The sequence below is a fragment of the Klebsiella aerogenes genome (assembly GCA_029027985.1).
Lineage (GTDB): Bacteria > Pseudomonadota > Gammaproteobacteria > Enterobacterales > Enterobacteriaceae > Klebsiella > Klebsiella aerogenes_A.
Window position 1 is genome coordinate 593,934 of the sequence record CP119076.1, and the last position, 12,598, is coordinate 606,531.

The 12,598-nt window shown below is 58.2% G+C and carries 9 protein-coding genes; 2 read left to right on the forward strand and 7 right to left on the reverse strand.

Annotated features, from left to right (window positions below):
- Window positions 1-14: 14 nt before the first annotated feature.
- Window positions 15-1,502, forward strand: coding sequence for an altronate dehydratase family protein (locus tag PYR66_02945; protein ID WEF28709.1), 1,488 nt, complete (start codon window positions 15-17; stop codon window positions 1,500-1,502).
- Window positions 1,503-1,856: 354 nt separating this feature from the next.
- Here the strand turns inward: PYR66_02945 and sstT are convergent, their stop codons facing one another.
- The 4 genes from sstT to PYR66_02965 form a co-directional block, all read right to left on the reverse strand.
- Window positions 1,857-3,104 (reverse strand): serine/threonine transporter SstT, encoded by a 1,248-nt coding sequence (gene sstT, locus PYR66_02950; protein ID WEF28710.1) that lies wholly within the window; start codon window positions 3,102-3,104, stop codon window positions 1,857-1,859.
- A gap of 268 nt (window positions 3,105-3,372) precedes the next feature.
- The gene (locus tag PYR66_02955; protein WEF28711.1) at window positions 3,373-4,341 is read right to left on the reverse strand and encodes a TerC family protein; all 969 of its coding nucleotides are present in this window, start codon (window positions 4,339-4,341) and stop codon (window positions 3,373-3,375) included.
- A 339-nt stretch (window positions 4,342-4,680) separates the two neighbouring features.
- Complete coding sequence (locus PYR66_02960; protein WEF28712.1) at window positions 4,681-5,670, reverse strand: Gfo/Idh/MocA family oxidoreductase; 990 nt, start codon at window positions 5,668-5,670, stop codon at window positions 4,681-4,683.
- 73 nt (window positions 5,671-5,743) lie between these two features.
- Window positions 5,744-6,244, reverse strand: coding sequence for a M48 family metallopeptidase (locus tag PYR66_02965; protein ID WEF28713.1), 501 nt, complete (start codon window positions 6,242-6,244; stop codon window positions 5,744-5,746).
- 70 nt (window positions 6,245-6,314) lie between these two features.
- On the opposite strand from PYR66_02965, the gene rlmG reads away from it, so the two are divergent.
- Window positions 6,315-7,445: a 23S rRNA (guanine(1835)-N(2))-methyltransferase RlmG gene (gene rlmG, locus PYR66_02970; GenBank protein WEF28714.1), complete on the forward strand. Its 1,131-nt coding sequence runs from the start codon at window positions 6,315-6,317 to the stop codon at window positions 7,443-7,445.
- A 67-nt stretch (window positions 7,446-7,512) separates the two neighbouring features.
- Here the strand turns inward: rlmG and PYR66_02975 are convergent, their stop codons facing one another.
- From PYR66_02975 to lsrR, 3 genes are all read right to left on the reverse strand, one after another.
- Window positions 7,513-9,534 (reverse strand): NADPH-dependent 2,4-dienoyl-CoA reductase, encoded by a 2,022-nt coding sequence (locus PYR66_02975; GenBank protein ID WEF28715.1) that lies wholly within the window; start codon window positions 9,532-9,534, stop codon window positions 7,513-7,515.
- Window positions 9,535-9,825: 291 nt separating this feature from the next.
- Window positions 9,826-11,418, reverse strand: coding sequence for an autoinducer-2 kinase (gene lsrK / locus PYR66_02980; protein WEF28716.1), 1,593 nt, complete (start codon window positions 11,416-11,418; stop codon window positions 9,826-9,828).
- Window positions 11,419-11,455: 37 nt separating this feature from the next.
- The gene (gene lsrR, locus PYR66_02985) at window positions 11,456-12,427 is read right to left on the reverse strand and encodes a transcriptional regulator LsrR (GenBank protein ID WEF28717.1); all 972 of its coding nucleotides are present in this window, start codon (window positions 12,425-12,427) and stop codon (window positions 11,456-11,458) included.
- Window positions 12,428-12,598: the final 171 nt, after the last annotated feature.

A 12,598-nucleotide genomic window follows, 5' to 3' on the forward strand; every position in this document is an offset into this window, starting at 1 on the left:
AGAGGTCGGTTGATATGCAATACATCAAAATCCATTCGCAGGATAACGTCGCGGTTGCGCTGGCGGATATGGCGGCAGGTACTGTGGTGACGATCGATAACGATTCGGTCACCCTCTGCCAGGAAGTCGTACGCGGTCATAAGTTCGCGCTGCGCGCCATTGCGAAGGGTGAAAACGTCATTAAGTACGGATTGCCGATTGGTCATGCGCTGGCGGATATCGCGCCGGGCGAGCATGTTCATGCTCACAATACGCGGACCAACCTGAGCGATCTCGACGCGTATAGCTATCAACCTGACCGGGTTGAACAACCGGCGCAGCCTGCGGATCGCGACGTCGAGATTTATCGTCGCGCGAGCGGCGAAGTCGGCGTGCGTAACGAGCTGTGGATCCTGCCGACCGTTGGCTGTGTCAACGGCATCGCCCGGCAGATCCAGAACCGTTTCCTGAAGGAAACCAACGATGCGGAAGGCACCGACGGCGTTTTCCTCTTCAGTCATACCTACGGCTGCTCGCAGCTGGGGGATGACCACATCAACACCCGCACTATGTTACAAAACATGGTTCGCCACCCGAATGCCGGAGCCGTGCTGGTGATTGGCCTTGGCTGTGAGAACAATCAGGTCGACGCATTCCGCGAAACGTTGGGTGATTTCGATCCAGAACGCGTGCACTTTATGATTTGCCAGCACCAGGATGATGAAGTGGAGGCGGGGATCGAACATCTCCATCAGTTGTATGAGGCGATGCGTCACGATAAACGCGAGGCGGGCAAGCTGAGTGAGCTGAAATTCGGCCTCGAATGCGGCGGGTCGGACGGCCTGTCCGGCATTACGGCTAACCCGATGCTGGGGCGTTTCTCTGATTACCTGATTGCTAACGGCGGCACCACCGTGCTGACCGAGGTGCCAGAGATGTTTGGTGCCGAGCAACTGCTGATGAGCCACTGCCGCGACGAAGAGACTTTCAGCAAACTGGTCGCTATGGTCAATGATTTCAAACAGTACTTTATTGCCCACGACCAGCCTATCTACGAGAACCCATCGCCGGGCAACAAGGCTGGCGGGATCACGACGCTGGAAGATAAATCCCTCGGTTGCACGCAGAAAGCGGGATCCAGCCAGGTGGTTGACGTTCTGCGCTACGGCGAACGGTTGAAAGTACACGGTTTGAACCTGCTGAGCGCGCCGGGCAATGATGCAGTGGCGACCAGCGCGCTGGCGGGAGCCGGCTGCCATATGGTGCTGTTCAGTACCGGTCGCGGCACGCCGTACGGCGGCTTTGTACCGACGGTGAAAATCGCGACCAACAGCGAGCTGGCTGCGAAGAAAAAGCACTGGATTGATTTCGATGCCGGTCAGTTGATCCACGGCAAAGCGATGCCGCAGGTACTGGAAACGTTTGTCGACCTGATCGTCGATATCGCCAACGGGAAGCAAACCTGCAATGAGCGAAATGATTTCCGTGAGCTGGCCATCTTTAAAAGCGGCGTCACGCTGTAGTTTGTAGGTCGGATAAGCGTAGCGCCATCCGACAAAATAACGGCACCACCATTGAACTCTCCCCGGTCGCGCTTACGCTTACCGGGGCTACCAACCGGATACCGGACCGTAGGTCGGATAAGCGTAGCGCCATCCGACAAAATAACGGCACCACTATTGAACTCTCCCCGGTCGTGCTTACGCTTACCGGGGCTACCACCTGAATACCGGACCGTAGGTCGGATAAGCGTAGCGCCATCCGACAAAATAACGGTATAACCATTGAACTCTCCCCGGTCGCGCTTACGCTTACCGGGGCTACCAACCGAATACCGGACCGTAGGTCGGATAAGCGTAGCGCCATCCGACAATACTCTAACTACGCAGAGCGCTCTTCGCCAGCTGCTCGTCTTCGGCAAGGCAGGCTGCCGCGGTAAACAGCGCATCGGTCGAGGAGTTGAGCGCGGTTTCGCAGGAGTCCTGCAGCACGCCGATAATAAAGCCGACGGCGACGACCTGCATGGCGACATCATTCGGAATACCGAACATGTTGCAGGCCAGCGGGATCAGCAGCAGCGATCCCCCCGCCACCCCGGAAGCGCCGCAGGCGCACAGCGAGGCCACCACGCTAAGCAGCAGCGCCGTCGGTAAATCTACCTGAATATTCAGCGTATTTACCGCCGCCAGCGTCAGCACGGTGATGGTGATCGCCGCCCCTGCCATATTGATGGTCGCTCCCAGCGGAATGGAAACGGAATAAGTATCACGATCCAGATTCAGCTTTTCGCACAGCGCCATATTCACTGGAATGTTGGCGGCGGAGCTGCGGGTAAAGAAGGCGTAGACGCCGCTTTCACGCAGGCAGGTCAGCACCAGCGGATAAGGATTGCGACGGATTTTCCAGAATACCAGCAACGGGTTAATCACCAGCGCCACCAGCAGCATGCAGCCGATCAGCACCAGCAGCAGTTGGGCGTAGCCCCACAGGGTATCGAAACCAGTGGTGGCAAGCGTCGACGAGACCAGACCAAAAATACCCAGCGGCGCGAAACGAATCACCAGTTTGACGATAAAGGTCACTGCGTGCGAGACGTCATTAATCAGATTTTTAGTGGTGTCGTTGCCATGGCGCAGCGCGAAGCCAAGACCCACCGCCCACACCAGGATACCGATATAGTTGGCGTTCAGCAGGGCGTCGATAGGGTTAGCCACCATACTCATCAGCAGCCCGCGCAGGACTTCGACAATGCCTGACGGCGGGGTGATGTTGTCCGCTGCGCTGGTCAGATGCAGCGTCGAAGGGAAAATAAAGCTAAACAGCACGGCGGTTAGCGCTGCGCTGAAGGTGCCCAGCAGATAGAGAAACAGAATCGGGCGAATACTGGTTTTTTGTCCGTGCTGATGGTTGGCGATCGATGCCATCACCAACATTAATACCAGCACCGGTGCGACGGCTTTTAGCGCGCCGACGAACAGTGTGCCCAGCAGGCCCACTGCGATGGCGGCCGGTTTCGATACCAGCGCCAGCAGTACGCCAAGTACCAGACCTAACAGTATTTGTTTTACCAGACTGCCTTGCGCCAGGCGTTGTAACAGCCCCGACGGGCGGGTTTGTGTTGTCATAAAATCATTCCTTCCAGTGATGTAGCAGTCCATCCCGGTGACGTATTATTTGTTACGTTTATGTCAGGATGTAAATTGATGTTTGCCTGGTCGAGTATACGGAAAGAACGCGAGGGAGGAAGCGTAATATACTGTTTATTGCACGTCGATCTTATTTTTTAACTATATATTAACATTTTTGTGACGCGGGTAGAGGTTATATGTGGCGAACGAAAAGCGTTGAAGCATATCCCGGCCAGATACGCGATATCTGGCCGGGAAAAAGCGGTTAGCGTAGCGGTTTCTTCTTATCGTTCTGCTTGTTGACCCAGGCGTTGAGCAGCAGCGTTGCTGCCAAAATACCGCCTACCACGCCGAGCGAAATCGCGATCGGGATGTGGTAGAAATCGACGATCAGCATCTTGATACCGATAAAGACCAGGATCACCGACAGACCGTACTTCAGCATTGAGAAGCGCTCTGCGACGCCCGCCAGCAGGAAGTACATGGCGCGCAAGCCGAGAATGGCAAACAGGTTCGACGTCAGCACGATAAACGGATCGGTCGTCACCGCGAAGATTGCCGGGATACTATCGACGGCGAAAATCACGTCGCTCAGTTCAACCAGTATCAACACTAGCAGCAGCGGCGTGGCGAACAGCACGCCGTTTTTGCGGGTGAAGAAGCGTTCGCTCTCGATTTTATCCGTCATACGCAGATGGCTGCGGATCCAACGCACCAGCGGCTTATCGCCGATCCCGGAGTCATCCTCTTTCGCCAGCGCCATTTTCACCCCGGTAAACAGCAGGAATGCGCCGAATACATACAGCAGCCACTCGAACTGAGAAATCAGCCAACTGCCGGTGAAGATCATCACGGTACGCAGGACAATCGCCCCAAGAACGCCATATACCAGTACCCGGCGCTGCAGGGCAGGCGGCACGGCGAAGTAGCTGAACAGCATTAGCCAGACGAAGACGTTATCGACCGCCAGTGCTTTTTCAATCAGATAACCGGTGAGGAAGGCTAATGCCTGCGGATCGGCGACGGCGCGGCCCTGTGTCTGAACGAGATACCACCAGAAAGCGACGTTAAACAGCAGGGAGAGAGTGACCCACAGGATGGACCAACCGGCGGCCTGCTTCATGGTCATATTCTGCGCACCGCGCTTTCCCTGAAGCAGTAAATCGATCGCCAGCATGATGACGACGACTACAGCGAATCCACCCCATAACAACGGCGTGCCGACACTATTCATTACGTTATTCCTTACATAAAAACAAAACGGCTGTCGTCGGAAGACGGCAGCCGCTGCGCTTTTATGCATAGACCTCGCCTTCCGGCAAGGTCTCACTTACAACAAGACGGGAAATGGATCCCTGGTCTTGTTGCCCGGCGACCGGATGCGGTTTTGCACGCATCGTAATGACGATCGACCGGCCAGGAAGTTACTCCCCTTTGCGCGTAACAAAATATTACAAGTGATAAATGGCGTCAATGGTAGTCGACGGCCCATTTACACTCCTTTACGCGATATACCCGTCATACTTCAAGCTGCAGGTGCGTAGGCTGCGTGCGTTCCTGCAACTTGAATTATTTAGGGTATAGGTTGGGTATCCGCCGGGAAGACCACGCCGGTCTGGCGACGGATCTCGCTGAGCAGTTTTGCCGTAATACGGCTGACCTCAAGCCCCGGATGCGCGACGTCGTTGGCTTCCACCAGCCGCGCGAACGCTTCCGCTTCATACAGCATAGTATTGATGTGCTGAGGTTGCGTGAGATCCTGCGCCTTGCCGCCGCGTGGAATAAAGGCGACTTTCTGGCATTCGGAAATTTTTTCGATCACCAGAGCGCCGTCTTCTCCCTGGATCTCGCTGGGAATAGTAGAGTCACTGACCTTTGAATGGTGCAGGGTGACGTCGAAATCACCGTAGCTCAGTACTACGGTGCCCTGACCATCGACGCCGCTCGCCAGCAGGCTGGCGCTGGCATGGACCGCGCGCGGCTCGCCCCACAGCGCCACCGCTGAGGCAAGGCAGTAAAAGCCGATGTCCATAATCGAGCCGTTGGAAAAAGCCGGGTTGAAGGTGTTCGGGTTTTCGCCGTCGAGATAACGCTGGTAGCGAGAAGAGTACTGGCAGTAGTTAATAAAGGCTTTGCGCAGCGTGCCCACTTTACCAAGCGCTTCGCGCAGCAGGAGGAAGTTTGGCAGACTGGCGGTTTTGAAGGCCTCAAATAGCACCACCTTGTTTTCTTTCGCTACCGCGATCGCGGCTTCAACTTCCTGCAGATTTGACGCCAGCGGCTTTTCGCAAATCACGTGCTTTTTATGGCTCAGAAACAGGCGGGTTTGCGGGAAGTGCAGCGAGTTCGGGCTGGCGATATAGACCGCGTCAACGTCAGGGCTTTGCGCCAGCTCATCGAGCGAAGTAAACAGATGCTCGACCGGGTAGTCATTGGCGAAAGCTTGCGCCTGTTCAAGGCTGCGGGAGTAAATAGCGGTGAGTTTAAATTTACCGGTTTCATGGGCGGCATCGACAAACTGCTTAGTAATCCAGTTTGTGCCAACAACTGCGAAACGTATCATAAACGTTGACGAACTCCGTTAAAGGGAACCTTCCGTCACTCTAGCACGCCATGATGACAAAACGAGTGCGCTATCACGCAGAACGGTTTAACGAAAGGTGCGTCAGCCACAAGCGGGTATCAAACTCCAGCTGGTGATACTGCGGCTCCATATGGCAGCAGAGCTGGTAGAAGGCTTTGTTGTGATCTTTCTCCTTCAGATGCGCCAGTTCGTGGACCACGATCATTCGCAGAAAGGCTTCCGGCGCGTCGCGAAAAACCGTCGCTACGCGGATTTCCGCTTTGGCTTTGAGTTTGCCGCCCTGAACGCGGGAAATCGCGGTATGCAGGCCGAGCGCATTTTTCAGCACGTGGATTTTACTGTCGTACATCACCTTATTAATCGGCGCCGCCCCGCGCAGATAGCGGGCCTTGAGATCCTGGGTGTATTGATATAACGCCTTATCGCTATTGACGTCGTGCCCCTGCGGATAACGTTTTTGCAGCACCTCGCCGAGACGATCTTGCTCGATTAAGGTGGTCACCTGCGACAGCAGAGAATCGGGGTAGCCCTGGAGGTACGGTAGCGTGTTCATGGTGAAAAAAGTTTACTTCTCCGGAGAATTAAGCGATAACACGCGCGAATTTTAGCATTTCGGAGGGGCGATGAGCCAGGTAGAGTTAAACGGTGAGTTATTCACATTAGAGCGGTTCCCACCTAACGCTGAAGAAGAAGCGCTTCAGGCATGGGAAGCGGCGGATGAATATCTGCTGCAACAGGTGAATGACGTCGACGGCCTGACGCTCATCTTCAACGACGGCTTCGGCGCGATCTCCTGTGCGCTGGCGGAGCGTAACCCGGTCAGCATCAACGACTCTTATATTTCCGAGTTGGCGACTCGCCACAACCTACGGATGAACGGCCTCGATGAGGAGAGCGTGCGCTTTCAGGATAGCCTGAGCCCGCTGCCGGCCGCGCCGGCGCTGGTGCTGATTAAAGTGCCAAAACAGCTGGCGCTGCTGGAACAGCAGTTGCGTGCGCTGCGAGAGGTCGTGACGCCGGAAACCCGAATCATTGCCGCAGCGAAAGCCCGTGACGTCCACAACTCGACGCTGGCGCTGTTTGAAAAAATTCTCGGTACCACCACCACTTCGCTGGCGTGGAAAAAAGCGCGTTTGATTCACTGCGTTTTCACTGCGCCTAAGCTTGCCGATGCGCCGCAAACCCACAGCTGGAAGCTGGACGGTACGCCGTGGACTATCCATAACCATGCCAACGTCTTTGCCCGCAGCGGTCTGGATATTGGCGCGCGCTTCTTCCTCGAACATCTGCCGTCCGATCTGGAAGGCGAGATCGCCGACCTCGGTTGCGGCAACGGGGTGATTGGCCTGCAGGCGCTGGCGCAGAACCCGAACGCCAGCGTGATGTTTACCGATGAGTCGCATATGGCAGTGGCTTCCAGCCGTTTGAACGTCGAGCACAACCTGCCGGATGATATCGAACGCTGCGAATTTATGGTGAACAACTCGCTCTCCGGTATTGAGCCGGATCGCTTTACGGCGATTCTGTGCAACCCGCCGTTCCATCAGCAGCATGCGATTACCGACCATATCGCCTGGCAGATGTTTAACGACGCCCGCCGCAGTCTGAAATACGGCGGCGAGCTGTATGTGGTTGGCAACCGCCATCTTGACTACTTTCGTAAACTGAAGCGTGCTTTCGGCAACTGCACCACCATCGCCACCAACAATAAGTTTGTGATTTTGAAAGCGACGAAAGTGCGTAAACAGCGTTAAGGCAGGGTGCTCCTCCCCCGGCTTGCGGCTATCGCCTTAGCCGGGCTACCCACCGTCCCGGCGCCTGCTAAATCGCCAGCGCTAGCCTGGTGCCCTGAGCTATCGCCCGGCGCGCATCCAATTCCGCCGCCACGTCGCAGCCGCCGATCAAATGCACCGTTTTGCCCGCCGTGCGCAGCGGATCCGCCAACTCGCGGCGTGGCTCCTGACCGGCGCAGATAATCACGTGATCGACGGCCAGCAGCTGCGACTCGCCGCCGATCGTCACGTGTAGCCCTGCATCATCGATCTTCTCATAACTCACCGCCGGGATCATTTTCACGCCGCGTGCCAACAGCGTCGCACGGTGGATCCAACCGGTGGTTTTACCCAACCCTTCGCCCGGCTTGCTGGACTTGCGCTGCAGCATCACAATCTGCCGCGGGCTTTTGCTCAGCCGCGGGCCTTCAGGGCGCAGCCCGCCTGCGGTCTGCAGGCTGGTATCGATACCCCATTCGGCGCAGAACTCGCCGATATCCTGGCTGGTGGCGACACCCGGCTGGCTTAAATACATCGCGGTGTCGAAGCCGATACCGCCGCAGCCGATGATTGCCACCTTCGCGCCAACCGGCGTCTTATCGCGTAAGACATCGAGATAGCTCAGTACCTTTGGATGATCGATCCCGACGATCGCCGGCAGGCGCGGGGCGATGCCGGTGGCGAGGATGGTTTCATCGAACGCCAGCAGATCGTCTGCCGTCACGCGAGTGTTCAGGCGCAGATCGACGCCGTGCAGATCGAGCATGTTGCGGTAGTAGCGTAGGGTTTCGTGGAACTCCTCTTTGCCAGGGATCTGCTTCGCGATATTAAACTGACCGCCGATCTCCGGGAGCGCATCGAACAGGGTGACGTGATGGCCGCGGGAGGCGGCGTTAACGGCGAACGCCAGTCCGGCAGGGCCTGCGCCGACCACCGCCAGCCGTTTCGGCGTCGCGGCAGGCACGATCGGCATCAGGGTTTCATGGCAGGCGCGCGGGTTGACCAGGCAGGAAGTCACCTTACCGGCGAAGATCTGGTCGAGGCATGCCTGGTTGCAGCCGATACAGGTGTTGATCTCCCCGGCGCGATCGTTCTGCGCTTTCGACATAAATTCGGCATCAGCGAGGAACGGGCGGGCCATCGAGACCATATCGGCGTCGCCGCGCGCGAGGATCGTCTCCGCGACCTGCGGATCGTTAATACGGTTGGTGGTAATCAGCGGGATCGACACAGCGCCTTTCAGCTTACGCGTCACCCAGCTAAAGGCGCCGCGCGGTACCGGGGTGGCGATGGTTGGAATGCGTGCTTCATGCCAGCCAATCCCGGTGTTGATAAGGGTAGCGCCTGCCGCTTCGATAGCTTTTGCCAGCGCGGTGACTTCCGCTAGCGTACTGCCATCGTTGACCAGATCGAGCATCGACAAACGGTAGATGATAATGAAATCGTGGCCGGCGCGCTGGCGCACCGCCTTGACCACTTCAACGGCGAAACGCATGCGGCGGGCGTAATCGCCACCCCATTGATCGTCGCGCTGGTTGGTGCGCGCGGCGAGGAATTCGTTAATCAGATAGCCTTCTGACCCCATCACTTCGACGCCGTCATAGCCCGCTTCCCGCGCCAGTTGGGCGCAGTGGGCAAAATCATCGATTAGCGTCAGGATCTCGTCATGGCTCAGTTCATGCGGGGTAAAGCGGTTGATTGGCGCCTGCAGGGGCGAGGGGGCGACCAGCGTCGGTTGGTAGCTGTAGCGCCCGGTGTGCAGGATCTGCAGGGCGATTTTGCCGCCTTCCTGATGCACCGCGTCGGTAATATGGCGATGGTGCGCCAGATGGCTGGCATCGTTGAGCACCGCGCCGCCGGCCATGGTCACGCCAGAAGGCGCCGGGGCGATGCCGCCGGTGACGATCAGCGCCACGCCGTGGCGGGTGCGCTCGGCGTAAAAGGCCGCCAGCCGCTGCGTGCCGTCCGGCAGTTCTTCCAGACCGGTATGCATTGAGCCCATCAACACGCGGTTTTTGAGCGTTGTGAAGCCCAGCTCAAGCGGGGCGAAAAGCGACGGATAGCGGCTCATAATGGCTTCCAATGTAAAATTATTGTTATGTGGTCGGATGAGTTACTAATTTAGCCGTCGTAGAGAAAAAGGGAAAAGGGGAGTGCGGTGATTGTGATGGGATTCAAAGAACGGAACACGTTGTCCCTCACCCCGGCCCTCTCCCAAAGGGAGAGGGGGAAAGTCGGACCGGCACTGATATTCAACGCTAGTGCCGAACGGTTCCCTCTCCCACCGGGAGAGGGGGAAAGTCGGACCGGCACCGATATTCAACGCTAGTGCCGAACGGTTCCCTCTCCCACCGGGAGAGGGTTAGGGTGAGGGTGCTACGCGTTGGCGGCGCTCCAGACCCGGCGCTTGCCACATCGAGGTGGTCAATCCGCTATCCACCAGGCCCAACTGATCGGCATACACTGACTGCCACTTGCTCATCATCTCCTGATATAGATCGCGATGCTGCGGATTGGGAGTAAAGACCCGATGCCAGCTCACCAGTTTTTCCCCGGCGCTGGCCATATCGCTATACAGCCCGGCGCCGGTTCCGGCGGCGATGGCGCAGCCGAGGGCGGTGGCTTCGCGGACCACCGGCACCCGCACCGGCAGGCCGGTGACGTCGCTGAGGATCTGACTCCACAGTGTTCCCTTCGAGCCGCCGCCGGCAAACACCAGGCTATCGAATGTTACCCCGGAGAACTGCGAAATCTGCGCCAGGTTGCAGGCGGAGACAATCGCCGCGTTCTCCTCCAGCGCGCGGAACAGGGTGGCTTTATTGCACTTCTCCGGGTCGATGGAGAGGTTAATAAATGACGGCGCGGCGTGGTACCACTGCTTAAAGTGCATGGCATCGGAAAAAATCGGCATCACCCCATGCGAACCCGCCGGTACGCGGCTGGCCATCTCTTCCAGTAGTGAATAGGCATCGACGCCGAGGCGCTCGGCGATCAGTTTTTCTTCGGCGCAGAAGGCGTCGCGGAACCAGCGCATGGTCAGGCCGGTAAAGAAGCTGATGGATTCGGCCTGCGCCATACCGGGGATGACATGCGGGTTTACGCGAATGTTCATCTCCGGGTCGGTGCGCACTTCCGGCAGATTCACGACCTGCTGCCAGAAGGTGCCGCCAAGCACCGCCGTTTGCCCGGCGCGCACCACGCCGAGCCCCAGGCAGCCGAGCTGTACGTCGCCGCCGCCCATCACGACCGGCGTGCCGACGCGCAGGCCGCTTTGCTGCGCCGCCGTTGCGGTCACTGTGCCTAATACCGTGCCGGTCTCTTTCACCGGCGAGAGAATATCGGCGCGCAGCCCGGCCATGTCCAGCAGCGCCGGGCGCCAGTCGCGACTGAACAGATCGAGCATACCGGTCGTTCCGGCGTTGGACGGATCGACCGCCAGCTCGCCGGAAAGCTTCGCTGCCAGCCAGTCGCTAATCATGGTGATGGTCGCCGCTTTACGATAGATATCCGGGCGATGATGCGCCAACCACAGCAGGCGCGGCATGGCGCTCAGCGCCAGGGTTTGGCCGGAAACACTGTACACCTCGGATTCAAAGCGGTCGTCGTGGATCTCCTTGAGCTCCGCCACTTCGCGGCTGGCGCGGGCATCAACGTTGGCGCAGGCCCAAATCGCCTCGCCGTCGCGGTCATAAAGGACGATGCCTTCGCGCATCGAACAGCAGGCGACGGACTGAATATCCGCAGGGGAAAGCCGGGCGGCGTCGAGCGCCTGGCGGATGCACTGACAGGCCAGTTGCCAGTTGGTGGTGAGGTCGAACTCCATCGAGCCAGGGACGTTATCGACGCTCAGGTGTTTCCATTCGGCCTGGCCTACCGCCACCTGGCGGCCATTGAGATCGAAAATAACCGCCCGAATGCTGCCGGTCCCGGCATCTAACGCTAACAGGTAACTCATGACATGCGCCTCGCTGTTGTCGCGCGGCGCAGGGCCCTCAGGAGGCCAGCGTGAGCACCGCGCGTGCTGTTGTCTCTTCCGTTACCAGGCCATTGATGCGCTTGCCGACAAGGGCGGCATAAATCGCCTGCGCTTTTTCTTCTCCCCCGGCGACGCCGACGATGGTCGGCAGCTGCGCCAGTTCATCGAGGGTCACGCCGAGGAGTTCCCGATGGATCTCCAGTCCTTCTACCGGCCGACCATCGGCCTGCAGGAAATAGCCTAAAATGTCGCCGACCGCGCCTTTACGCGCGTACATCAACTGTTCGCCCTCGCTGATGTAGCCAGAGCGCAAAATCGTGGCGTCGCGGCGCTGATCGATAGCGCCGATGCCAACTACCGCCGCATCCGCCGCCGTTGCCGCCAGCATGACATCGCGCACGCTTGACTCGCGGCGCAGGATCTCCGCGACATCCGCCGAAGAGACCCGCAGCGGCGCCGGGATAATGCTGACGCTGCAGGCGGCATCCAGTTGGCCGATGCCGGTCATATAGGGGCCGACACCGCCGGAAAGCGTCACCAGCCGCACCTGCTGCGAACCAATAAACCCGCTGAGGTGCTGCAGGCAGCTCATCGTGGCTTCGCCGAAGCCGACCGCCAGCAGCTGCCCCGGCTGCAGAATGCCCATCAGCGACTGCGCCGCGCCGATGCCCAGCCGGGTATTCATCGGCGGGGTGTTCAGTGCCGGCAGCACGCGGGCGATCTTGAGGCCAAAACGTTGCTGCAGTTCGCTCTCCAGCGCCAGACAGCCTTCATAGCGCGAGTTAATCTGCACGCGGATCACCCCGGACTGACGCCCTTTTTCCAGCAGGCGGGAAATCTTCAACCGCGGCAACCCTAAACGCTCGCCGATGTCATTCTGCGTCAGGCCGTCGTGGTAGTAACACCACGCCACCCGCGCCACCAGCTCCTCCTCGGCTAACGCCAGTCCGGCGTAGCGGTTCTCTTCCGTAATGCGTTTTTCGCTCATAAATTGAACTCTTATAAAAATTTAGATCATATGTTCGTTATTGCGTGGTCGGAAAATGTGAGCCGACTGGCAAAACGGATCTTTCATTGCTGGCGCATTTTTTCCTGACGATCTAAAGCAGAAAACTGTGATCTTCGCACGGTTGTAAATATAGTTCACCGTCTACGCTTT

Coding starts and splice junctions, on each gene's coding strand:
- PYR66_02945 (WEF28709.1), top strand. CDS start 15: ATGCAATACATCAAAATCCATTCGCAGGATAACGTCGCGGTTGCGCTG.
- sstT (WEF28710.1), bottom strand. CDS start 3,104: ATGACAACACAAACCCGCCCGTCGGGGCTGTTACAACGCCTGGCGCAA.
- PYR66_02955 (WEF28711.1), bottom strand. CDS start 4,341: ATGAATAGTGTCGGCACGCCGTTGTTATGGGGTGGATTCGCTGTAGTC.
- PYR66_02960 (WEF28712.1), bottom strand. CDS start 5,670: ATGATACGTTTCGCAGTTGTTGGCACAAACTGGATTACTAAGCAGTTT.
- PYR66_02965 (WEF28713.1), bottom strand. CDS start 6,244: ATGAACACGCTACCGTACCTCCAGGGCTACCCCGATTCTCTGCTGTCG.
- rlmG (WEF28714.1), top strand. CDS start 6,315: ATGAGCCAGGTAGAGTTAAACGGTGAGTTATTCACATTAGAGCGGTTC.
- PYR66_02975 (WEF28715.1), bottom strand. CDS start 9,534: ATGAGCCGCTATCCGTCGCTTTTCGCCCCGCTTGAGCTGGGCTTCACA.
- lsrK (WEF28716.1), bottom strand. CDS start 11,418: ATGAGTTACCTGTTAGCGTTAGATGCCGGGACCGGCAGCATTCGGGCG.
- lsrR (WEF28717.1), bottom strand. CDS start 12,427: ATGAGCGAAAAACGCATTACGGAAGAGAACCGCTACGCCGGACTGGCG.